This window comes from Massilia sp. KIM, assembly GCF_002007115.1.
In the GTDB taxonomy this organism is placed as follows: domain Bacteria; phylum Pseudomonadota; class Gammaproteobacteria; order Burkholderiales; family Burkholderiaceae_D; genus Telluria.
The window spans coordinates 294065-316119 of record NZ_MVAD01000002.1; the positions used below are offsets into that span (position 1 = coordinate 294065).

Sequence of the window (22055 nt, forward strand, 5' to 3'; positions counted from 1 at the left end):
GTTGAAACTGGGAATCTGTGCGTTACAAAGGCGGGACTGTCGCAGGCGCGCCACCGTTTCTGCCTGCGTTGCGGGAAATTTCACCTTGCTGTTATGCTAGTTTCAGCGCCGCAGGGGCGGCGAGCGGACAGGATTGCATGCTGAACAAGAACTTCATTGCTGTCTGTCTGGCAAGTTTTGGCGTCATGGCGGCGATCGCCCAGGCGGCGCCGCAGGCTGCGCCAGAGACCGCGCGGCAGGCTGCGGCTGCGGCACCGGCCCATGCCGGAACGCGCCTGTACATCACCACCGAAACCTCGGCCCCGTCCAGCATGCTCGACAAGGGGCGCGTGGTCGGCATCGCCACCGACAAGGTGCGCGAAGCCATGCTGCGCGCCGGCGTCACCTACAGCATCGAGCTGCTGCCCTGGAAGCGCGCCTATACGGCGGCGCTGCAGCGCTCCGACACCTGCGTCTACTCCACCACCCGCACTCCCGAGCGCGAGCCGCTGTTCAAGTGGGTGGGCCCGACCGACGGCGCCCAGTGGGTGCTGATGGGCCGCGCCGACCGCCAGTGGCGCATCGGCAGCCTGGACGAGGCGCGCGGCCTGCGCATCGGCACCTACAACGGCGACGCGCGCGACCACTTCCTGCGCGAGCGCGGGCTCCAGGTGGACGCCGCTCCCAACGACCTGATCAACCCGCGCAAGCTGCTGCTGGGCCGCATCGACCTGTGGGCCGCCAGCCTGCGCAGCGGCAGCAAGGTGCTGGAACAGCATGGCTGGGACAAGCAGATCGTGCCGGTCTACGTCTTCAACAGGATCGAGGTCTACCTCGCCTGCAACCGGGGCGTGCCGGACGAGGTGGTGAACCGCCTGAATGCAGCCTTCGCCGAGATCGCGCGCGACGGCACCGGGCGGCGCATCGAGCGCGCCTACGTGAACCGCAGCGCGGGGGCGGGCAAGGTGGCGGCGAGCCGCTAAGGTCGAAGCCGATGCCGGACGGAGATTCAGCCCGGCCTAAGCCTTCATCTTTTGACATGCACTATGATCGTCGCATGCGAATCATTCTTGTCCTGTTACTGAGCATTGCGCTGATGGCGCAGGCCGCCGCTGCCCAGCGCAGCGCGCACGCCTGCTGCCCGGGACAGGACTGCATCGTGCAGTGCGTGGACATGGGCTGCGCCAGCGCGGTGCCGCCGCTCGCGCCGCCAGCGGCGCAGGTGCTCGTCGGGGCCCTGCCTGCGGCGGACGCCTTCGCCGCTGCGCCGGCGTTTCTCTTGCCCGAGATCGTCGACGACATCTGGACTCCGCCCGATTGAGGGATGCCGCTTTCTACATCCCACTTTCTTTGAACTTAATACGGAGCATCCAATGAAATCCAAACTCGTCAAAACCGCCATCGCCGCCGCACTGGCGGTCACTTCCTTCGCCGCATTTGCCGCAAGCAGCGACTGCTGCACCGGCATCGACTGCTGCACCGGCATCGACTGCTGCCTCAGGATGCTGGCCGACTGCTGCTAAGCGCAGCTAGCGAAAAGGGCGGCGCGAGCCGCCCTTTTTTCATGCGCGCGATCCAGGACCGCCGGCGCCAGGACCGTGACCGGAACCGTAGCCGGGACCGTGACCGTAACCGGGACCGGGGTCGCGACCGGCATGTCGCCCCGGTCGCCACGTGCCGATCACGACAGGATATCCTTCTTGACGGGCAGGTAGCGGTAGGGGGCACGGTCGGCAGATCCTTCGCAGCTGTCACGCACGGCCGAGGCATCGAGCAGGATCCAGTCGCGGCGGTGAGCGTTGCCAAGCAGCCGTTTGCGCGACAGATCGAAGCAGCGCAGCGCCAGGCCATCGGGCAACAGCAGCACGCGCGACCGGTCCGCGCGCATCCAGCGCCAGGCATTCCATTCCTGCTGGGCCAGCGGCGCCAGGTAGCTGAAATGGACCAGGGGACGGTCCGAGAACAGCAGGAACTGTTCCTTGAACTCGAGCATGCCGACTTGCGCGTCCGGGGCGATGCTGTGTTCGAGCTCCTGCATGATTGCACGCGGCGTCCGATGGAGGTTGAGGATGGGCCACATCCAGATCGAGACGAACAGCCAGGCCAGCACGCCGGCCAGGGCGAGCTGCTCGAACAAGGCGCGTTTGCGCAGCAGCAGGACGATGCCGCACAGCGTCAACCCGAGCACCAGCACGCCCGGAGCCAGTGTCATGATGGCGTCGGCGTAGTCGTCGGCCCGGGACGGCAGCCGATCCGGCGCCAGCATTGTGAGCGCCGCCAGCGCGACCAGCACCAGGCCGATCAGCACGAGCACTGCGCGCAGCAGGCGCGACGCGGTGCGGCGCGCCTCCGCCGGCGCCTGTTCCCACACATAGGCCAGCGCCAGCGCGAACATCGGCAGCGCCGGGAAGATGTACACCTCGCGCTTGCCGGGGCTGATCGAAAAGAAGACCAGCACCAGCACAACCCAGCTCAGCAGTACGCGCAAGGCCAGGCTGGACCGCCACAGCGTCCTGATGTTGCGCAGCTGGAGCAGGAACAGCAGGACCAGCGGAAACCACATGGTGGGCAGCGCCGTCGTCAGGTAGTAGTGCCAGGGCTTGATGTGATGCCAGGCATTCGCATAGCGTTCCGCGGTTTGCCTGAGCAGGATGTTGTCGCGGTAGGCCAGCAGTTCCGGACTGTGGATCCGTTCGACCGTCACCCACATCGGCACCAGCCAGAGCGCCAGGGCGCCCAGCATCAGCGCCGGTCCCCACCATGCGCGCTTGCCCCAGACCGGCTGCCCCGATGCGCCGGTCTGGCGACGCCAGATCGCCAGCGGTATCAGCATCAGCACGGGAAGAAAACCGACGCCCTTGGTCACCACCCCCACGGCCATCGCCACCCAGCTCGCGGCATACCAGCCCCAGGCCGGACCGAGCAGGAAGTGACGGATGAATCCGTAGCAGCCGAGCGTGATCCAGAAGCAGACTACCGCATCGATTTGCGCGGCCTTGGCCTGCAGCAGGAACTGCGGCGTGAACGCGAGGGCAAGCACGGCCGCGCGCGCGGTCTGCTCTCCCCACAGGCGGCGGCCCAGGTCGAACACCAGCCATAGCGTGCCCAGCCCGGCCAGGGCACTGGGCAGCAGGAAGGCGATCCGCAGGTGTCCGGTGATCTGGTAGAAGAGGGCGATCAGCCACATGAAGACCGGCGGCTTGTCCGGATAGAACTCGCCGCCCCGCGTGGGGAACAGCCATTGGCCGGATTCCACCATTTCGCGTGCGACCTGGGCGAAGCGTGGTTCGTCGGCGGGCCAGGGGTCGCGCAGTCCGATGCCGGAAAACAGGGTAAGGACGATCAAGCCGGCGATCCACGGCCACCAGTTCGTGTTCTGCCTAAGACTCGTGGTGTGCAGGGTTTGCATGCATGTGTCCTCGGATTTTCTGCAGGCGCTGCTTGAAGCCGTGATGGTAGAGATAGAGCACCAGCGCTGTGGACAGCGCCAGCATCAGCAGGCTGATCCAGATCTGCTGCTCGTCCTGCAGGGCCAGGCCTGCGCCGGCAAAGCTGAACAGCAGCATTTGCGGCAGGTAGCCCAGCAGGCTGCCCCAGAACACGGCCGGGATGTTCAGCCTGCCCAGCGCCACAGCGATATTGGTCGCCAGGTTGCTGCCGACCGGCATCAGCCGCACCGTGCAGATCCACAGCCAGGTGTCGTCCGCCAGCAATTGGCGGATGAAGTCGACGCGCTCGGCGTGACGCCTGAGCATCCAGTCTGTCGCGATATTGCGCACGCAGTAGATCACCAGCAGGGCGCCGACTCCGGTGAGGAGGGTGCTCAGCAATGCACCCGCCAAGCCGCCCATCAGGTAGCCGCAAGCGAAGGCGAGCAGCTGGCGCGGGCCGCCGAGGGCGGTATAGACGACGCCGACGATGAAGAAGACGGGCCAGGCAATCGCCCAATGCTGTTCGAACAGGCGATTCAGCAGATCCAGTTCGGTATAGGATCCCCACCATTTGAAATGCAGGGAAGCGAAGCCCAAGGCCAGCAGGGTAGTCAGCAGCAGCGGCTTGACGAGCAGTTTCAGTTCGGTTTTCAATGCCGCACTTCCATCCGTTCGATCTGCGGCAGTTTGGTGCGCCGGATCAGCCAGCTGACCCCCCACATGTCGACGATCCCGACCCACAGCCGGTTCCAGGCCGTGTATTTCGAGACGCCGGCGGGACGGTGCCGATGGTGCACCGGCACGACCGCGATCACGCCCCCGAGGCGCTTGACCAGGGCGGGCACGAAGCGGTGCATGTGGTCGAAGTAAGGCAGACACAGCCAGGTCTCGCGCGGCAGCAGCTTGAGGCCGCAGCCGGTATCCGGCACGCCGTCGTCCAGGATGCGGCGGCGTACCGCATTGGCGATGCGCGACTGGATTTTCTTCCAGCGCGTGTCGCGCCGGTTCTTGCGGAAGCCGGCGATGCAGAAATGCCGGTGCTGCGCTTCCATGGCCAGTCCCTGTTCCACCAGGGCCGGGATGTCGGCCGGGTCGTTCTGGCGGTCGCCGTCGATGGTGACCAGGAAACGCCCGGCGGCGTGGCGCGCGGCGGTCCACAGGGCAGTGCTTTGTCCGGCACTGCGCTCGTGGCGGATCAGCCGCGCCGCCGTGCCCGTTTGCTGGCAATGCCGCAGGAATACAGCGGCGGTGTCGTCGCTGCTGCCGTCGTCGACCAGCACCACCTCGTGGGAAAAATGGCCGCCCAGGGCGCGATGAATCTCGTCAACCAGATGCCCGATGTTCTCGGCCTCGTCCTTTGCCGGAATCAGCACCGAGACGAGGAATGCTTGCTTGTCGCTAGGTTCGTCAGCCATGTTGTTCGATCGCATAGAGGTCGCCGGTCTACCGTCTGCATGCCCGGCGCTGGTTCATCAATGTTCACTTCGACTCCCCCCGCCGTGAATGTCGGCAGGGCTTGCGGTAAGCCTTGATCGGCCACAAAGTTGCCTGGAGTCAGCACAGCGTAGGGCGGCGATGCGTCGTTTTCGAGATGCATTTACCGTCTGTCGATTGCGGACCGCCCTGACGGCCCAGTGTACTCAGGTGTTGCATTCGATGCAACTTCGGGTGCTGCAGCGGCCACTTTTCCTGCTCCATTTCAATTAGTTCCGTCCATGTAATACCGGAAAGAAGCTGATGTTTCCTCTCCCAAGGGCACCAATGCATGAGAAAAGGGAGTCGGAGAGACTGTCCGTATAATTTACGTCAAACTTGCGTTTCATGAATGCACTTACGGTTGCCCTCTCCCCTGGACAGGAATACTGATGAACATTTCAGTGATTGGTAGCGGTTATGTCGGTCTTGTGACGGGCGCCTGCTTTGCAGACGTCGGCAATCATGTCCTTTGCCTGGACATCGACGAAAGCAAGGTACAGATGCTCAGGGAAGGCCGGCTTCCGATTCACGAGCCGGGACTGGGCGCCATGGTCAAGGCCAATGTCGATGCGGGGCGCCTGCAGTTTTCGACCAGCTACGACGAGGCGGTGGCGCATGCCGATGTCGTCTTCCTGGCCGTCGGCACCCCGCCAGGCGAGGACGGCAGCGCGGACTTGACCCACATCCTCAATGCCGCGCGCCAGATCGGCCAGCGGATCGGCAGGCCGATCATCCTTGTCGATAAATCCACCGTGCCGGTCGGTACTGCGGAACTGGTTCGCCAGGCAGTCAAGGAGGAAGTCGACAAGCGCGGCCTGGAGCTCGCCTTCACCGTGGTCAGCAACCCCGAATTCCTGCGGGAAGGCGCCGCCATCAAGGACTTCACGCGGCCGGACCGCATCGTGATCGGCAGCGACGATGCCCAGGCGACCGCGCGCATGCGCCAGCTCTATGCGCCGTTCAGCCGCAACCACGAAAAGATGGTGGTGATGGATGTGCGCTCGGCCGAGTTGACCAAGTATGCCGCGAACGCCATGCTGGCTACCCGCATCAGCTTCATGAACGAGCTGGCCAATCTGGCCGAGCAACTGGGCGCCGACATCGAAGCGGTGCGCCAGGGCATCGGCATGGACCCGCGCATCGGTTCGCAATTCCTGTACGCCGGCATGGGCTACGGCGGCTCGTGCTTCCCGAAGGACGTCAAGGCCCTGATCAAGACCGCCAGGGATTATGACCAGCAACTGCTCATCATGAAGGCGACGGAGCGGGTCAACGAACAGCAGAAGTACGTGTTGTACCGCAAGCTGTGTCGTTTCTTGGGCGGCGAAACCGAGCTGCGCGGCAAGACCATCGCCCTGTGGGGCCTGTCCTTCAAGCCGAATACCGACGACATGCGCGAAGCGCCCAGCCTGGTGCTGATCGACGCCCTGTTCGGGGCCGGCGCGCGCGTGGCGGCCTACGACCCGGTGGCATCCAGGCAAGCGCAGCGCATACTCGTCGCCCGGCATGGCAGCGACAAGTGTGCGGAACTCTTGACCATCGCCAGATCGGCCAAGGACGCCGTGCGCGACGCCGACGTGCTGATGCTGGTGACCGAGTGGACGGAATTCCGCTCGCCGGACTGGAAGTTCCTGGCGCAGCACTTGCGCAAGCGCGCCGTGTTCGACGGCCGCAACATCTACGATCCGCACACCGTCGCCGCCGCCGGCCTGGCGTATGAAGGCATCGGCCGCAGGATGCAGGCGGTGAGCCCGTGAGCGGCCAACGCATTCTCGTCACCGGCGCCGCCGGCTTCGTCGGCAGTTTCGTCGCCGCGCGTCTGGCAGCGATGGGCCACCAGGTGAGCGGCTGCGACAATTTCAACGACTACTATGCTCCGCGACTGAAGCACGACCGTGTCGAGGCGCTTCTGGCGCCCGCCGGAGTCGCCTGTGAGCGGGTCGACATCGCCGACCAGGCCGCCTTGAGCGCGCTCTTCGACGCGGTGCAGCCTGAACTCGTGGTGCACCTCGCGGCCCAGGCCGGCGTGCGCTATTCGCTCGAGAATCCCTCCGCCTATATCCAGTCGAATCTGGTGGGCTTCGGGAATATCCTGGAGGCCTGCCGCCACCGCCAGATCGAGCACCTTCTCTACGCCAGCAGCAGCAGCGTGTATGGCAGCAATGCCAAGGTGCCGTTCAGCGAGGCCGACCGGGTCGACGAACCGGTGTCGCTCTACGCCGCCACCAAGAAGGCGAATGAACTGATGGCGTACTCGTACAGCCACCTGTACGGCTTTCCGGCAACCGGCCTGCGCTTCTTCACGGTGTATGGTCCCTGGGGGCGTCCGGACATGGCTTACTTCAGCTTCACCGAGAAGATGATGCGCGGCGAGAAGATCCCCGTCTTCGCCGAAGGCAAGCTGATGCGCGATTTCACCTACATCGACGACATCGTCGAAGGCGTGGTGCGGCTGCTGTTCAAGCCGCAGGCGCCTTCCGGGCATGACAAGGCCAGCAAGGCGCGCCATGCGGTCTTCAACATCGGCAACAGCCAGCCGGTCACGGTGCTGGACTTCGTGCGCACGCTCGAACGCGTGCTGGGTGTGCGGGCCGTGCTGGACTTCCAGCCCATGCAGCCGGGCGACGTGCCGGCTACCCATGCCGATACCAGCCGACTGCAGGAATGGGTGGGCTACAAACCGGCTACGCCGCTGGAGACCGGGTTGGCGTCGTTTCGTGACTGGTATCGTGGCTGGCGCGCTTGATGGGCGCGCCGGTTGCCTCGTGCGGACCCACCTGACACCCTGGTTGCGGGGCGCCGCGCTGCTCGCTCGCCGGTCCGGTTCAGGATGTTCCGGTAGTGTCGCCGGTTCCATATAGGACGCCGGGTTCAATCCGTGCTGGATACTATGTGCCCGACGATCGCACAAGACGTGGGCAATCGGCGATAAATCGCGGATGAGCGACGGGATAAAGCAGTGAAATGTTGGAACTGTCGAGAGCCTGTCGGCCCGAGTTCCCTGCGCGCCTGTTTGCTCAGGAAGGGGAGATGCGGTGTGCTGCGTTGGGTGGTGCCTCCGGCCGGAATCGAACCGGCACGCCTTTCGGCGCTTGATTTTGAGTCAAGTGCGTCTACCAATTCCGCCACAGAGGCCCAATAGCAGGCGCGCATCTTAGCACAAGCCTTGCACGGCTGACCAGTATCCGCGCGCCGACCCGGTGCGCGCCGACGGTGCGACCGCGGCGCGGGCCTCAGCGCGCGATGCGATGCTGCAGCAGTCGCAAGCTGCCGACCGGCCCGATGACCTCCAGCGCATGCGGCTGCACCGCCACCGTGATCGCGCCGTCCTGGCTGCGCAGCCAGGGGCGGGAGCGGGTGTAGCGGATGCTGTCGTCGGCATCGCCGCTCTTGCGGTAGCCGAGCGCGGCCAATGCCTCGTCCAGGGTGCTGATCATGTAATGCGCATCGAAGCGGGTGCGCATCTCGAAGCGGCCCGGACCCAGCATGCATAAAGGCACCAGCGCACCCAATACGGCCGGCAGCACCACGTAAGGCAGCGGCGTGGCCGGGTCGATGAGGTGCAGCGCCATCACCAGCACGGGCAGGCCGGCCAGCATGGTCAATGCCCAGGGCAGCGACTGGCGCCAGGTCGCGGTGCGGCGCAGGTAGCCCGGCCGTTGGTGGATGCGCACAATTTCAGAAAAGGTAACACTTTTCATGATCATCTCCTTGCTGCGCCCTTGAGGGACCGCCCAACGTCCGGTCTGGTTCACCCGACGGATGTGATCAGGATCATTCTGACGATCACGGCCGCGATGGGTTTGACTCCGCTCAAATGCGCCTACTCTTGGAGATAGGTTCTCACATCGCGCCAAGGGGCCGCGCACAAGAGAAGCATACGTTTACAACGGACGAAAAAAAACCGCACCTTGTCCAGGTGCGGCTCTCTCATACGGATGAGCTCAGCGCTCGCGCCGGAACAGCCGGAAGCGCTCGTCGCGGTCCGAGGCGCGCCGGCCTTCCCACAGGGGAACCGGGTTGCGCACGCCATACTTGCGCATCATCTCGCGGTCGTCGCGCCGCTTCAGGCTGTCCTGCAGCAGCACGTAGTCGCACTTGCCGCCGGCCAGGGTGACGAAGGGCAGGCGGCCATAGAATGCCAGCGAGGCGCGCTGGGCCGGGCCGACGTTGGTGTCGATGCAGCCCGTACCTTCACCCATGCCGGCTGGCAGGCGCGCGGCGATTTGCTGGGCGACGCCGGCGTAGCTCTTGCTGTAGTTGAGCTCCGGGAGGAACAGGGTCATCAGCAGCACCCACAGCAGGATCAGGCCGCCGGAGGACAGCACCACCGCGCGCCACAGCACCGAGGGCTGGCGCGACAGGCGCCAGTGCACCAGCATGATCCAACCGATGCTGGCGGCGGCCGCCACCACGAAAGAGACGATGCCGAGCTCGGGCTTGAAGCCCGGCACCAGCTTGAGGGCGTTCTTGGCCAGCTGGGCCGGCCAGCCGGTCAGCTTGGCGATCCAGAACAGCCACAGCACGGCGCCGAGGATGGTCAGCACCATCACCGAGAACCAGTCGATGGCGTTGATGCTGCCGCGCTTCATGGTCGGCAGGCCGAAGGCCGCCATCAGGGCCAGCGGGGCCAGCATCTTGAGGAAGTCGCCGTTTTCCGGCACCGGATCGCACAGCAGCAGCAGGGTGAGGGCGGCGAAGAAGAACACCGGCAGCACGATGTGCAGCAGCTTGTCCTGGCGCCGCCAGGCCCAGACGGCCCACAGCGCGAAGGGCCAGGCCGGCCAGAAGAACCAGATGCCGATGCGGAAGAAGGCCTTCACCGAGGTCCAGCTCGGCAGCCCGAACTGCTGCAGGTTCCAGGCCAGCCAGGCGCTCACCGGCGAGTCGCCATAGGGCTGGACCACGAGGGCGGGCACGATCCACACCAGGGTGAGGCCGAAGGCCACGCCGAGGGCGATGGCCAGCTGGCGCAGGGTGGGGCCAACCGGCAGCAGCAGGAAGCGGGTGCAGGCGAACAGGGCCAGCACCAGGGCCAGCGGGGCCAGGAAGCCGCGCGTCAGGGTCAGGAGACCCAGGGCCAGGCCGACCAGCACCGCGTTGCGGTCGCTCCTGTGCTCGACCCAGCGCACGGCGCGGTACAGGAAGTAGGAGAGCAGGGCGCCCTGCAGGGTGGGCGCGAGGGTCAGGTGGCTCTGCAGCAGCAGGCCGAGGCAGCCGAGGTAGATCAGGACCGCGGTGTCGCCCAGGGTGCGGCCGTAGTCGTCCGGTTCGGGCTGGCCGCCGAAGGCCAGGCGCAGCGGCTGGGCCTCGGCGCGCCGGCCCAGGTGGAAGGCGGTGTACCACAGGGACACGGCGCCCATCACGAAGATGCAGATGGTGGAGACGCGCGCGGCCAGCACGTCGCCCAGGATCCAGCCGAACAGCTTGATGCACAGGGCGCCCAGCCAGAAGGCCAGCGGGCCTTCCTCGGTGACGGCCAGGCCGGAGATGTTGGGGAACAGCCAGTCGTCCAGGCCGCCGTGCGCCATGGTCCACATGATGCCGAAGCTGCCGGCGTCTTCCTTCCACAGATCGCGGCCGATCAGCCCGGGCAGGATGTACAGCATGCCCAGCGCGAGCAGGGCCCAGCGGGGCAGCGCCAGGGTGGCGGCGGCGGGAAGACGGACTGGTTTCATCGATAAGTCTGATGCAGGAAATAATCGCGTAGTATAGCCGCGAAAAAAAAGAAGCCGGCGAACCGGCTTCTCTTCTGGCAACCCGGACAGTGCCGGGCAGGACGCGAACGGGATTAGCCGTTGGCGACCGAGGTCTTCGAGCCGACCGAACCGAACTTCTGGCGGAACTTCTCGACGCGGCCAGCGGTGTCGACGATCTTGTGCTTACCGGTGTAGAACGGGTGCGACTCAGCCGACACCTCGATCTTGACCAGCGGGTATTCTTTGCCTTCGTGGGTGATCGTTTCGCGGGTGGCGATGGTCGAACGGGTCACGAATTTGAAATCGCAGGACAGGTCGTGGAACACGACTTCACGGTAATCCGGATGGATATCGGTCTTCATAATATTGCCTCTGATTAGGTTGGTAGCCAAAAGGCACTTCGTCGGTCGCGCTGCTTCTTGACCCGATTGCCGATCACTTGCCAGGGGTTGACTGAACCGGAGATTATAAGGTGGTTTGGGCTGGGTGGCAACTGAGGGGGCTTGGGCTTGCAACAGCGTGGGGGAAGGCGTGGGATCGCGGCTGTTCGTGGAACTTGGATCCCGGCCTGCGCCGGGATGACGTGCTGGAGCAGCGGGCCAAGGGGGAAGGTTGGGGATTGCGGCTGTTCGTGGAACTTGGATCCCGGCCTTCGCCGGGATGACGTGCTCCAGCATCGGGCCAAGGGGGAAGGTTCGGGATTGCGGCTGTGTGAGGGACTTGGATGCCGGCCTTCGCCGGGATGACGTGCTGGAGTAGCGGGCTAAGGGGGTGAAGGTTCGGGATTGCGGCTGTGCGAGGGACTTGGATCCCGGCCTTCGCCGGGATGACGTGCTGAAGTAGCGGGCCAAGGGGACGCTGATGGGGCGTTTTGTGGACGCTCGCGGCAGCGTTGCCGAATCCGCACCAGTCCCTTCCCTGCGCCTTATAACAACGTCATCCCGGCGCAGGCCGGGATCCAAGTTTGCCCGCAGGCCGCCCACGCCTCCCTTGAACGCAGCGCCAACAATGAAAAAGGGCGACCCCCAGGCCGCCCTTCACGCGATCGCACTACGGTAGCGATCAGCCCCCGCGGCGCATCATGTCGAAGAACTCGACATTGTTCTTGGTCGCGCGCATCTTGTCGAGGATGAACTCCATCGCCTCGATCTCGTCCATCGAGTACAGCAGCTTGCGCAGGATCCAGATCTTCTGCAGTTGGTCCGGCTTGATCAGCAGCTCTTCACGGCGGGTGCCCGACTTGTTCAGGTTGATCGCCGGGTAGACGCGCTTCTCGGCCAGGCGGCGCTCCAGGTGCACTTCCATGTTGCCGGTGCCCTTGAATTCTTCATAGATCACGTCGTCCATGCGCGAACCGGTCTCGATCAGCGCGGTCGCGACGATGGTCAGCGAGCCGCCTTCCTCGACGTTACGGGCGGCGCCGAAGAAGCGCTTCGGACGCTGCAGCGCGTTGGCGTCCACACCACCGGTCAGCACCTTGCCCGAAGCCGGGATCACGGTGTTGTAGGCGCGCGCCAGGCGGGTGATCGAGTCCAGCAGGATCACGACGTCCTTCTTCATCTCGACCAGGCGCTTGGCTTTCTCCAGCACCATCTCGGCGACCTGCACGTGGCGGGTGGCCGGTTCGTCGAAGGTCGAGGCGACCACTTCGCCGCGCACCGAACGCTGCATCTCGGTCACTTCCTCGGGACGCTCGTCGATCAGCAGCACGATCAGGGTCACGTCGGGATGGTTGGCGGTGATCGCGTGGGCGATGTGCTGCAGCATGACCGACTTGCCCGACTTCGGCGAAGCCACCAGCAGGCCGCGCTGGCCCTTGCCGATCGGCGCGATCAGGTCGACGATGCGGCCGGTGATGTTCTCGGCGCCGTTCATGTCGCGCTCCAGGCGCAGCGGCACTGAGGGGTGCAGCGGAGTCAGGTTCTCGAACAGGATGCGGTGCTTCGAGGCTTCCGGCGATTCGCCGTTGACCTTGTCCACCTTCACCAGCGCGAAGTAGCGCTCGCCATCCTTGGGCGTACGCACTTCCCCTTCGATCGAGTCACCCGTATGCAAATTGAAGCGGCGGATCTGCGACGGCGAGATGTAGATGTCGTCGGTCGACGCCATGTAGCTCGCGTCCGGCGAGCGCAGGAATCCGAAGCCGTCGGGCAATACCTCGAGCGCGCCATCGCCGAAAATCTGTTCGCCTTGTTTCGCGCGCTTCTTCAGGATCGCGAACATCAGTTCTTGTTTGCGCAGGCGGGCTGCGTTGTCGATATCGAGGCCGATTGCCATCTCCAGCAGCGCGGAAACGTGCATCGCCTTCAGTTCAGATAAATGCATGTGTGTGGGTGTCCCGTGACGGGAAAGTAAAGGTAGGGGAGGGAACTGCGTGGTTTTTAAACAAGCCGGAAGGACCAGGGGGCCCTACCGTCCGGGAATGACGGCAGCGCGGGCGCGCTGCCATCGCTATCGTATCAGATGTTGCTGTCGATGAAAGCAGTCAGCTGGCCCTTGGCCATTGCGCCAACCTTTTGAGCGGCAGGAACACCATTCTTGAACAGGATCAGCGTCGGGATGCCACGGATGCCGAACTTGGCCGGCACGGCCTGGTTCGAGTCGACGTCCAGCTTGGCGATGGTCACCTTGCCTTCGTATTCCTTGGCCACTTCTTCCAGGATCGGTGCAATCATCTTGCACGGGCCGCACCACTCGGCCCAGAAGTCGACCAGGACCGGGCGCTCGGACTTGAGCACGTCGGTTTCGAAGGATGCGTCGCTGATATGTTTGATGTTTTCGCTCATGGTTTCCTCAAATGAGGTAAGGATCAAATAACGCCTGGAGATCGATCGCGCACGATGTCTCAGCCGGCTGCCGTAGATTGCTTATATATTGCTGCTTCACAATGGTGGAGGCACTGTGGGCAAATTTCAATATGGAAGAACGGCTAGAGGGTGTCAGGCGGGGAATGCAGCGAATAATACCCCATTTTTTTAAAAAGTGTTCGCTGCTTTGTACAAAATCTCAACATTCCACGGCGCTGCGCAATTGCTCCATGCTGATCGGCTTGCGCAGGCCGGCCGCCACGTCCAGCCCGAGGGCGCGCGCCAGCTCGCCGGCGGCTTCGCGCAGGCCGTCGTCCAGGGCCGAGAGCAGCACCACCTTGCCGCGGTAGCCCTGGCCGGCGGCGGCCTGCAGGAACTCGATGCCGTCCATTTCGGGCAGCATCAGGTCGCAGATCATGAGGTCGGGCCGGTGCTCGTCCAGGCGCTCGAGGGCGCCGCGGGCGTCGGCTTCCAGCGCCACGTGGCCGACCCCCATCCTGGTCAGCATCGCGTCCAGGGCCTCTAGCAGGATCTCGTCGTCGTCCAGCACCAGCACGCGCCGGGGGGCAGTGGGCGAAGCGGCGGTGGCGTAGGTCATCATGGGCTGGGCGTGGGCGCGAGATGTTGAACGACGGTCATTATGGCGAAGTTTGGGCCCGCGTGCAGCGCGGCGACAGGTTTATTTGCGCCAAACGGTATCACACGCTGCCGGTGAAGCGCGCCAGATGGCCCGGATGCCACATGGTGGCCACCGAGGCGATGCGGCCTGCCGAGGTGGTGCGGCGGTGCAGCACCAGGCAGCAGCTGTCCGGCGGCACGCCCAGCATGGCGGCCACGCCCGGCTGGGCCGGCTGGGCCTCGATGGTATACACCGCGCCCTGCAGCGGCGCGGCCTGCATCAGGTGCTCGTTGGGCGTGATCAGGCGGAAGTCCTGCTCCAGGTAGGCCGGGGCGCAGGCCGGATTGACCCAGCGGTCTTCCAGCTGGATCGGGACCTCGTTCTCGAAGTGGACGATCAGCGAATGGAAGAGCGGCGCGCCGGGATCGAGGTCGAACTCGGCGGCCAGCTCGTCGCCTGCTTCCTCCTGGCGCAGCAGGCGCACGTCGGCGCGATGGGCCTTGCCGCGTGCGCGGATCTCGTCGGCGATGTTGCGGATCTCGACCAGGGTGGCCTGGTACTTCTGCGGCGCCACATAAGTGCCCGAGCCCTGGCGGCGCACCAGCACCTGCTCGGCGGTCAGCTCGCGCACGGCGCGGTTGACGGTCATGCGCGAGACGCCGAACTGGCGCACCAGGGCCTGCTCGGACGGCACCAGGTCGCCTTCCTTCCAGCGCCCGGAAGCGATCTCGCTCACCAGGTAATCCTTGATGCGCTGGAAAATGGGCGTGCTGTCTTGCGCGGTCTGCTCTTCCAAACTACTCTCCACGGTGCCGGTTGGGCTGGCCGGATGGCCATCCTTCAACTGGATTCTAGCATTCGGATTCGAGAGCAAGACCCGGAGTGCGGCCGTCCCGGCGGCGGTTTAAGCTGACGGCATACCGATTCGAGAAGTAACCATGAACGCCGCGATTCCACGCACCGCCACCACCTTCGACAGCGACGACGCGCGCTGGGACGCCGTGCAGCGCCGCGACCGCGCCGCCGACGGCCAGTTCGTTTATTCGGTGCGCAGCACCGGGGTCTACTGCCGCCCGTCCTGCCCCTCGCGCGGCGCGCTGCGCGCCAACGTCGCCTTCCACGCCAGCTGCGCCGAGGCCGAAAGCGCGGGCTTTCGCGCCTGCCTGCGCTGCAAGCCGAACGGGCCGGCCCTGGCCGAGCGCCAGGCCGAGGCGGTGGCGCGCGCCTGCCGCCTGATCGAGGCGTCCGAGGACGAGCCCGACCTCGACAGCCTGGCCCGCGAGGCCGGCATGAGCCGCTTCCACTTCCACCGCGTATTCAAGGCGCATACCGGCATCACGCCCAAGGCCTATGCGGCGGCGCGCCGCGCGGCGCGGGTGCGCAGCAGCTTGCAGGAGTCGTCCACGGTCACCGAGGCGATCTTCGACGCCGGCTTCAATTCGAGCGGGCGCTTCTACGCCGCCTCGGGCGGGCTGCTGGGAATGAGTCCGCGCCGCTACCGCAGCGGCGGGCAGGGCGAGACCATCCGCTTCGCCGTGGCCCAATGCTCGCTGGGCGCGGTGCTGGTCGCCAGCACCGAACGCGGCATCTGCTGCGTGCTGATCGGCGACCAGCCCGAGCCCCTGGTGCGCGACCTGCAGGAGCGCTTCCCGCGCGCCGAGCTGCAGGGCGCCGAGGCCGATTTCGAGCGCACCGTGGCGCGCGTGATCGGCCTGATCGAAACCCCCGGCCAGGGGCTGGACCTGCCGCTCGACGTGCGCGGCACCGCCTTCCAGCAGCGCGTGTGGCAGGCCCTGCGCGAGATCCCGGCCGGCCAGACCGTCAGCTATGCCGAGCTGGCCGAGCGCATCGGCCTGAAGGACGGCGCGCGCGCGGTGGCCGGGGCCTGCGCCGCCAATCCGGTGGCGGTGGCGATTCCCTGCCACCGCGTGGTGCGCACCGACGGCGCGCTGTCGGGCTACCGCTGGGGCATCGAGCGCAAGCGCACCCTGCTCGAGCGCGAGGCCCAGCAATGAAGGAAGTGGACTGGGATGCGGTGGCCGACCAGCTCGACGGTTTCGGCTGCGCCGTGATCCCCGGCCTGCTGTCGGCCGACGAGTGCGCGTGGTATGCGCGGCTGTACGACAGTCCCGGGCTATTCCGCAGCCGCGTGGTGATGGAGCGCCATGGCTTCGGGCGCGGCGAGTACCAGTACTTCGCCTATCCGCTCCCCGGCTCGCTGGCATGGCTGCGCGCCCACCTGTATCCGCCGCTGGCGCGCATCGCCAACCGCTGGCAGGCCGCGCTCGGACTGGACGGGGGCTTTCCCGCAGCGCACGAGGACTTCCTGGCGCGCTGCCATGCCGCCGGCCAGCTGCGCCCCACGCCGCTGCTGCTGCGCTACCGCGAGGGCGACTACAACTGCCTGCACCAGGACCTGTACGGCGAGCAGGTCTTTCCCTTGCAGGTGGCGGTGCTGCTTTCGCGTCCCGGCCAGGACTTCGAGGGCGGCGAATTCGTATTGACGGAACAGCGCCCGCGCATGCAGTCGCGCGCCGAGGTGGTGGCGCTGGGGCAGGGTGACGCCGTCGTGTTCGCGGTCAACCAGCGCCCGGTGCAGGGCACGCGCGGCGTGTACCGGGTGGCGATGCGCCACGGCGTGAGCCGCCTGAAGGCGGGCAGCCGCCATACCCTGGGGATCATCTTCCACGACGCGGACTAGCCTGGCTATGCCCCTCGCGCAAACTTCTATACACTTCTCCGTGCCGTGCCCACGAGGCGCGGGACCCCACCACAACGGAGAAGAGAAAGCATGCGCGTGCGCCAGATTCCACAGTGTTCCCTGTTCGTTCTCGCCGCCCTCGGCAGCCTGTCGGCCCATGCCGACACGGTGATCGACAACGCCAACGGCTATACCCTCAACGCCAAGGGCGAACTGGTCCAGTTCAGCGCGCTGGCCTTCGACGACAGCGGACGGATCATCGCCGTGGGCGCGAGCGCCGACGTGGCCGCGAAGGCGAAGAACGCACGCCGCATCGACGCCCAGGGCCGCACCGTGCTGCCCGGCCTGATCGACGCCCATGGCCACGTGTTCGGCCTGGGCCAGCAGCTCACCCAGCTCGACCTGTTCCGCACCACCTCGCTCGAACAGGCCACCCGGGCGATCGGCGAGTACGCGCGCGCCAACCCCGGCCATGCCTGGATCCGCGGCCGTGGCTGGAACCAGGAGAACTGGAAGCTGGGGCGCTTCCCGACCGCCGCCGAACTCGACGCCGTGGTGAGCGACCGCCCGGTGTGGCTGGAGCGGGTCGACGGCCACGCCGGCTGGGCCAACAGCCAGACCCTGAAGCTGGCCGGCATCACGAAGTCGACTCCGGACCCGGTGGGCGGCAAGATCATCCGCGACGCCAATGGCGAGGCGACCGGGGTATTGGTGGACGCGGCCCAGGACCTGGTGGTGAAGGTGCTGCCGCAGCAGACCGAGGCAGAAGGCCGCGTGGTGCTGGACCGCGCGCTGCAGGAGATCGCACGGGTCGGCATCACCAGCGTGCACGATGCGGGCATCGGCGTGTTCGAGGACCGCCTATACCGCGCCTATGCCGATGGGGGCAAGCTGACTGCGCGCGTGTACGCCATGATCGGCGGCACCGACAAGGACTTCGACGCGCTGGCCAAGAACGGTCCGCTCAAGGATTACGGCAAGGGCATGTACGCGCTGCGTTCCGTCAAGCTGTATTCGGACGGCGCGCTGGGCAGCCGCGGCGCGGCCCTGATCAAGCCCTACAGCGACGAGCCGCATTCGCACGGCCTGCTGTTCTACAAAAAGGAGCAGATGGACGCGATGATGTCCAAGGCCATGCGCAAGGGCTACCAGGTCAACGTGCACGCGATCGGCGACGCCGGCAACCACCAACTGTTGGACATTTATCAGAAAGAGGTCGCGGTGACGAAGAGCGGGGCGCAGCGCCACCGCATCGAGCACGCCCAGGTGGTGACCCTGGACGACATCCCGCGCTTCAAGACCCTGGGCATCATTCCCTCGATGCAGCCGACCCACGCCACCTCGGACAAGAACATGGCCGAGACCCGCGTCGGTCCGGAGCGCATCAAGGGCGCGTATGCGTGGCGCAGCTTCCTGCACCAGGGCTCGCGCATCGCCTGCGGCTCTGACTTCCCGGTGGAGGCGCCGAATCCCTTCTACGGCATCCACGCGGCAGTGACGCGCCAGGATGCGCAGGGTCAGCCGGTGGCGGGGTGGTATCCGAACCAGGCGATGTCGCTCAAGGAGGCGTTCAGGTGCTTTACCCTGGATGCGGCGTATGCGGGGCATCAGGAGAATACGCTCGGCTCGCTGGAGGTGGGCAAGCAGGCGGACTTCATCGTGATCGATCAGGATTTGTTCAAGATGCCGACCTATGACATCCACAAGACGGGGGTGTTAGAGACCTGGGTGGGCGGGAAGCAGGTGTTCAAGAAGTAAGTCGGTGGCGGATTGACGAACTTGGGTCCCGGCCTTCGCCGGGACGACGTTGTTTGAGAGTTCGTAAGTGCAGTCTGTGCGAATCCGGTGATGAACGGAGTCGCTGCAGCTTCTTCTTAATCGCGACATTAATCAACGTCATCCCGGCGAAAGCCGGGATCCAAGTTTGCCAGCAGGCTGACAGGGCGTGATTGCACCACAAACCACACACCAAAATGATTTGACTTACTTGTATAGACAACCTAGACTTCAGTGCAGCACCGCAGCGTGCCCCTTGCGCACGCCCCGACCTCATCCGAAGGAGCCGCCATGACCACTGAATCGTCCCGCCTCGACGACCCCCGCTTCGACCCCTCGCGCGAGATCCGCGCCCCACGCGGTACCGAACTCTCCTGCAAGAGCTGGCTCACCGAAGCCGCCTACCGCATGATCCAGAACAACCTCGACGCCGAGGTCGCGGAGAACCCGAAAAGCCTGGTGGTCTACGGCGGCATCGGCCGCGCCGCCCGCAACTGGGAGTGCTACGACCAGATCCTGGCCTCCCTGCGCGCGCTCGAGGATGACCAGACCCTCCTGATCCAGTCCGGCAAGCCGGTCGGCGTGTTCCAGACCCACCCCGACGCCCCGCGCGTGCTGCTGGCGAACTCCAACCTGGTGCCGAAATGGGCCAACTGGGAACACTTCAATGAACTCGACCGCAAGGGCCTGTTCATGTACGGCCAGATGACCGCCGGCAGCTGGATCTACATCGGCACCCAGGGCATCGTGCAGGGCACCTACGAGACCTTCGCCGAAGCCGGCCGCCAGCACTTCGGCGGCGACATGGCCGGGCGCTGGATCCTGACCGCGGGCCTGGGCGGCATGGGCGGCGCCCAGCCCCTGGCCGCCACCTTCGCCGGCGCGGTCTCGCTCAACATCGAATGCCAGCAGAGCAGCATCGACTTCCGCCTGCGCACCCGCTACCTCGACAAGCAGGCGCGCGACGTCGACGAGGCCCTGGCCATGATCCGCGAGCACAAGGAGCGCCGCGAAGCCGTCTCGATCGGCCTGCTCGGCAACGCCGCCGAGATCCTGCCGGAGCTGGTGAAACGCGCCCGCGCCGGCGGCCTGGTGCCGGATCTCGTCACCGACCAGACCTCGGCCCACGACCTGATCAACGGCTACCTGCCGCTCGGCTGGACCGTGGAGGAATGGAAGGCCGCCCAGCAGGACCCGTCCCAGCACGCGCGCCTGAAGGACGCTGCCGCCAAATCCTGCGCCGTGCACGTGCGCGCCATCCTCGACTTCAAGGCCATGGGGGCCTACGCCGTCGACTACGGCAACAACATCCGCCAGGTGGCCAAGGACGAGGGCGTCGAGGACGCCTTCTCCTTCCCCGGCTTCGTGCCGGCCTATATCCGCCCGCAGTTCTGCGAAGGCCGTGGACCCTTCCGCTGGGTGGCCCTGTCCGGCGATCCCGAGGACATCTACAAAACTGACGCCAAGATCAAGGAGCTGTTCCCCCAGCACGCGCGGGTGCACCGCTGGCTCGACATGGCGCGCGAGCGCATCGCCTTCCAGGGCCTGCCGGCGCGCATCTGCTGGCTGGGACTGGGCGAGCGCCACCTGGCCGGACTGGCCTTCAACGAGATGGTGCGCACGGGCGAACTGAAAGCCCCGATCGTGATCGGCCGCGACCACCTCGACACCGGCTCGGTGGCCAGCCCCAACCGCGAGACCGAAGCCATGCGCGACGGCACCGACGCCGTCTCCGACTGGCCGCTGCTGAACGCCATGCTCAACACCGCCGGCGGCGCGACCTGGGTCTCGCTGCACCACGGCGGCGGCGTGGGCATGGGCTACTCGCAGCATTCGGGCGTGGTGATCGTCGCCGACGGCACCGAGGCCGCCGCCAAGCGCCTGGCGCGGGTGCTGGTCAACGACAGCGGCTCGGGCGTGATGCGCCACGCCGACGCCGGCTATGAAACCGCGATCGACACGGCCAAGCGCAACGGCCTGATTCTCCCGATGATCAAATAACGAGCACGACATGAACCACCACCATCACGCACTCACCCTGCAACCCGGCCAGCTGAGCCTCGCCGACCTGCGCGCCGTCTGGGCCGGCCACCTGCCGCTCACCCTCTCCGCCGACGCCTGGCCCGCCGTCGAAGCCTCGGCCGAGACGGTCAAGGCCATCGTCGCCAAGGGCGACCCGGCCTACGGCATCAACACCGGCTTCGGCATCCTGGCCAAGGCCCACATCCCGCACGACCAGCTGGCCGCCCTGCAGCGCAACCTGATCCTGTCGCACGCGGTGGGCACCGGCGAGCTGCTGTCCGACACCGTGGTGCGCCTGATCCTGCTGACCAAGATCGGCAGCCTGGCGCGCGGCTACTCGGGCGTGCGCCCGGTGATCATCGAGACCCTGATCAAGCTGTACAACGCCGGCATCATGCCGGCCATCCCGTCCCAGGGATCGGTCGGCGCCTCGGGCGACCTGGCGCCGCTGGCCCACATGACCCTGCCGATGCTGGGCGTGGGCCAGGTGCGCGTGAACGGCGAACTGGTGGACGCGAGCGAAGCCCTGCGCGCCGCCGGCATCGAGAAGATCGAGCTGGAAGCGAAGGAGGGCCTGGCCCTGATCAACGGCACCCAGGTCTCGACCGCCCTGGCCCTGCACGGCCTGTTCATGGCCGAGCGCCTGCTGGAGGCGGGCATGGTCACCGGCGCGCTGTCGGTGGACGCCGCGCGCGGCAGCGACGCGCCGTTTGATGCGCGCATCCACGCGGTGCGCGGCCAGCCGGGCCAGATCGAGGCCGCCAGGATCTACCGCGAACTGATTGCCGGCAGCGCCATCCGCGCTTCCCACCTGGTGGGCGACGAGCGCGTGCAGGACCCCTACAGCCTGCGCTGCCAGCCGCAGGTGATGGGCGCGGTGATGGACCTGATCGCCAACGCCGGCCGCACCCTCCTGATTGAGGCCAACGCCGTCACCGACAACCCGCTGCTGTTCGAGGGTGGCGAGATCATCTCGGGCGGTAACTTCCACGCCGAGCCGGTGGCCTTCGCGGCCGACACCCTGGCGCTGGCGATCGCCGAGATCGGCGCGCTGGCCGAGCGCCGCATCGCGCTGCTGATCGACGCCAACCTGTCCGGCCTGCCGGCCTTCCTGGTCAAGGAACCGGGCCTGAACTCGGGCTTCATGATCGCCCACGTCACCGCCGCCGCCCTGGCGTCGGAAAACAAGTCGCTGGCCCATCCGGCGAGCGTTGACAGCCTGCCGACTTCGGCCAACCAGGAAGACCACGTGAGCATGGCCACCTTCGCGGCGCGCCGTCTCGACCAGATGGCGCACAATACGGCTGTGATCGTGGCGATCGAGCTGCTGGCGGCCGGGCAGGGCATCGAGTTCCACCGCCCGCTGACCAGCTCCGCGACCCTGGAACAGGTGCACGCCGCCCTGCGCCGCCAGGTCGCGCCCTACGACGCCGACCGCTTCTTCGCGCCCGACATCGAGGCCGCGCGCAGGATGGTCGTCGAGGGCGCGCTGTCGGCGTCGTGCAAGGAGCTGTTCGCCGCGCTGCATCCGTAATCCACCTAGCA

20 protein-coding genes and 1 tRNA gene are annotated in these 22055 nt (G+C 66.2%); 10 read left to right on the forward strand and 11 right to left on the reverse strand.

Features of this window, described 5'->3' with window-relative positions; genetic code table 11:
* Positions 1–137: 137 nt before the first annotated feature.
* The 3 genes from B0920_RS16045 (at position 138) to B0920_RS25995 (ending at position 1502) form a co-directional block, all read left to right on the forward strand.
* The gene (locus B0920_RS16045; protein WP_229455671.1) at positions 138–962 is read left to right on the forward strand and encodes an ABC transporter substrate-binding protein; all 825 of its coding nucleotides are present in this window, start codon (positions 138–140) and stop codon (positions 960–962) included.
* Positions 963–1036: 74 nt separating this feature from the next.
* A complete protein-coding gene (locus tag B0920_RS16050) occupies positions 1037–1300 on the forward strand; it encodes a hypothetical protein (protein ID WP_143745802.1) in 264 nt (87 codons plus the stop codon).
* 52 nt (positions 1301–1352) lie between these two features.
* Entirely contained in the window at positions 1353–1502 is a 150-nt protein-coding gene (locus B0920_RS25995) for a hypothetical protein (protein ID WP_179119197.1), read from the forward strand.
* Positions 1503–1660: 158 nt separating this feature from the next.
* Here the strand turns inward: B0920_RS25995 and B0920_RS16055 are convergent, their stop codons facing one another.
* The 3 genes from B0920_RS16055 to B0920_RS16065 are packed head-to-tail and all read right to left on the reverse strand — an operon-like array spanning position 1661 to position 4825.
* The gene (locus B0920_RS16055; RefSeq protein WP_179119198.1) at positions 1661–3325 is read right to left on the reverse strand and encodes a glycosyltransferase family 39 protein; all 1665 of its coding nucleotides are present in this window, start codon (positions 3323–3325) and stop codon (positions 1661–1663) included.
* A gap of 34 nt (positions 3326–3359) precedes the next feature.
* A complete protein-coding gene (locus B0920_RS16060) occupies positions 3360–4064 on the reverse strand; it encodes a TVP38/TMEM64 family protein (RefSeq protein ID WP_078033672.1) in 705 nt (234 codons plus the stop codon).
* Positions 4061–4825: a glycosyltransferase family 2 protein gene (locus tag B0920_RS16065; protein WP_078033673.1), complete on the reverse strand. Its 765-nt coding sequence runs from the start codon at positions 4823–4825 to the stop codon at positions 4061–4063. The genes B0920_RS16060 and B0920_RS16065 overlap by 4 nt, the downstream gene beginning before the upstream one ends.
* A gap of 450 nt (positions 4826–5275) precedes the next feature.
* Between B0920_RS16065 and B0920_RS16070 the strand changes: the two genes are divergently transcribed.
* A complete protein-coding gene (locus B0920_RS16070) occupies positions 5276–6643 on the forward strand; it encodes a UDP-glucose/GDP-mannose dehydrogenase family protein (RefSeq protein WP_078033674.1) in 1368 nt (455 codons plus the stop codon).
* On the forward strand, positions 6640–7632 hold the full coding sequence (locus B0920_RS16075; RefSeq protein ID WP_143745803.1) for an NAD-dependent epimerase/dehydratase family protein: 993 nt from the start codon (positions 6640–6642) through the stop codon (positions 7630–7632). Before B0920_RS16070 ends, B0920_RS16075 begins: the two co-directional genes overlap by 4 nt.
* Before the next feature lie 304 nt (positions 7633–7936).
* Here the strand turns inward: B0920_RS16075 and B0920_RS16080 are convergent.
* The 8 genes from B0920_RS16080 to hutC form a co-directional block, all read right to left on the reverse strand.
* Positions 7937–8021: transfer RNA gene (locus B0920_RS16080), tRNA-Leu, on the reverse strand.
* Positions 8022–8119: 98 nt separating this feature from the next.
* Positions 8120–8587: a hypothetical protein gene (locus tag B0920_RS16085; protein ID WP_078033675.1), complete on the reverse strand. Its 468-nt coding sequence runs from the start codon at positions 8585–8587 to the stop codon at positions 8120–8122.
* 243 nt (positions 8588–8830) lie between these two features.
* On the reverse strand, positions 8831–10564 hold the full coding sequence (locus B0920_RS16090; protein ID WP_078033676.1) for a glycosyltransferase family 39 protein: 1734 nt from the start codon (positions 10562–10564) through the stop codon (positions 8831–8833).
* A gap of 113 nt (positions 10565–10677) precedes the next feature.
* A complete protein-coding gene (locus B0920_RS16095) occupies positions 10678–10947 on the reverse strand; it encodes a type B 50S ribosomal protein L31 (protein WP_078033677.1) in 270 nt (89 codons plus the stop codon).
* 700 nt (positions 10948–11647) lie between these two features.
* Positions 11648–12910 carry a transcription termination factor Rho gene (gene rho, locus B0920_RS16100; protein ID WP_078033678.1) on the reverse strand — a complete coding sequence of 421 codons (1263 nt, stop codon included), beginning with the start codon at positions 12908–12910 and terminating at the stop codon, positions 11648–11650.
* 134 nt (positions 12911–13044) lie between these two features.
* Entirely contained in the window at positions 13045–13371 is a 327-nt protein-coding gene (trxA, locus tag B0920_RS16105; protein ID WP_078033679.1) for a thioredoxin TrxA, read from the reverse strand.
* A 220-nt stretch (positions 13372–13591) separates the two neighbouring features.
* Positions 13592–13993, reverse strand: a complete 402-nt coding sequence (locus tag B0920_RS16110) for a response regulator (RefSeq protein WP_229455672.1) — start codon at positions 13991–13993, stop codon at positions 13592–13594.
* A 97-nt stretch (positions 13994–14090) separates the two neighbouring features.
* Complete coding sequence (gene hutC / locus B0920_RS16115) at positions 14091–14807, reverse strand: histidine utilization repressor (RefSeq protein ID WP_078033680.1); 717 nt, start codon at positions 14805–14807, stop codon at positions 14091–14093.
* 142 nt (positions 14808–14949) lie between these two features.
* Between hutC and ada the strand changes: the two genes are divergently transcribed.
* The 5 genes from ada to hutH all read left to right on the forward strand — a co-directional run bounded on the left by ada (position 14950) and on the right by hutH (position 22044).
* Positions 14950–16026, forward strand: coding sequence for a bifunctional DNA-binding transcriptional regulator/O6-methylguanine-DNA methyltransferase Ada (gene ada / locus B0920_RS16120; protein ID WP_078033681.1), 1077 nt, complete (start codon positions 14950–14952; stop codon positions 16024–16026).
* On the forward strand, positions 16023–16712 hold the full coding sequence (locus B0920_RS16125; RefSeq protein ID WP_078033682.1) for a 2OG-Fe(II) oxygenase: 690 nt from the start codon (positions 16023–16025) through the stop codon (positions 16710–16712). The genes ada and B0920_RS16125 overlap by 4 nt, the downstream gene beginning before the upstream one ends.
* 90 nt (positions 16713–16802) lie before the next feature.
* Entirely contained in the window at positions 16803–18470 is a 1668-nt protein-coding gene (locus tag B0920_RS16130) for an amidohydrolase (protein WP_078033683.1), read from the forward strand.
* Between the two features lie 309 nt (positions 18471–18779).
* Positions 18780–20489 carry a urocanate hydratase gene (hutU, locus tag B0920_RS16135; protein ID WP_078033684.1) on the forward strand — a complete coding sequence of 570 codons (1710 nt, stop codon included), beginning with the start codon at positions 18780–18782 and terminating at the stop codon, positions 20487–20489.
* Between the two features lie 10 nt (positions 20490–20499).
* A complete protein-coding gene (gene hutH / locus B0920_RS16140) occupies positions 20500–22044 on the forward strand; it encodes a histidine ammonia-lyase (RefSeq protein WP_078033685.1) in 1545 nt (514 codons plus the stop codon).
* Positions 22045–22055 lie beyond the last annotated feature (11 nt).

Excerpts from the sequence above, each read along its gene's own strand:
- B0920_RS16045 (WP_229455671.1), top strand. The coding sequence starts at position 138 with ATGCTGAACAAGAACTTCATTGCTGTCTGTCTGGCAAGTTTTGGCGTC.
- B0920_RS16050 (WP_143745802.1), top strand. The coding sequence starts at position 1,037 with ATGCGAATCATTCTTGTCCTGTTACTGAGCATTGCGCTGATGGCGCAG.
- B0920_RS25995 (WP_179119197.1), top strand. The coding sequence starts at position 1,353 with ATGAAATCCAAACTCGTCAAAACCGCCATCGCCGCCGCACTGGCGGTC.
- B0920_RS16065 (WP_078033673.1), bottom strand. The coding sequence starts at position 4,825 with ATGGCTGACGAACCTAGCGACAAGCAAGCATTCCTCGTCTCGGTGCTG.
- B0920_RS16070 (WP_078033674.1), top strand. The coding sequence starts at position 5,276 with ATGAACATTTCAGTGATTGGTAGCGGTTATGTCGGTCTTGTGACGGGC.
- B0920_RS16085 (WP_078033675.1), bottom strand. The coding sequence starts at position 8,587 with ATGAAAAGTGTTACCTTTTCTGAAATTGTGCGCATCCACCAACGGCCG.
- B0920_RS16090 (WP_078033676.1), bottom strand. The coding sequence starts at position 10,564 with ATGAAACCAGTCCGTCTTCCCGCCGCCGCCACCCTGGCGCTGCCCCGC.
- B0920_RS16095 (WP_078033677.1), bottom strand. The coding sequence starts at position 10,947 with ATGAAGACCGATATCCATCCGGATTACCGTGAAGTCGTGTTCCACGAC.
- rho (WP_078033678.1), bottom strand. The coding sequence starts at position 12,910 with ATGCATTTATCTGAACTGAAGGCGATGCACGTTTCCGCGCTGCTGGAG.
- trxA (WP_078033679.1), bottom strand. The coding sequence starts at position 13,371 with ATGAGCGAAAACATCAAACATATCAGCGACGCATCCTTCGAAACCGAC.
- B0920_RS16110 (WP_229455672.1), bottom strand. The coding sequence starts at position 13,993 with ATGATGACCTACGCCACCGCCGCTTCGCCCACTGCCCCCCGGCGCGTG.
- ada (WP_078033681.1), top strand. The coding sequence starts at position 14,950 with ATGAACGCCGCGATTCCACGCACCGCCACCACCTTCGACAGCGACGAC.
- B0920_RS16125 (WP_078033682.1), top strand. The coding sequence starts at position 16,023 with ATGAAGGAAGTGGACTGGGATGCGGTGGCCGACCAGCTCGACGGTTTC.
- B0920_RS16130 (WP_078033683.1), top strand. The coding sequence starts at position 16,803 with ATGCGCGTGCGCCAGATTCCACAGTGTTCCCTGTTCGTTCTCGCCGCC.
- hutU (WP_078033684.1), top strand. The coding sequence starts at position 18,780 with ATGACCACTGAATCGTCCCGCCTCGACGACCCCCGCTTCGACCCCTCG.
- hutH (WP_078033685.1), top strand. The coding sequence starts at position 20,500 with ATGAACCACCACCATCACGCACTCACCCTGCAACCCGGCCAGCTGAGC.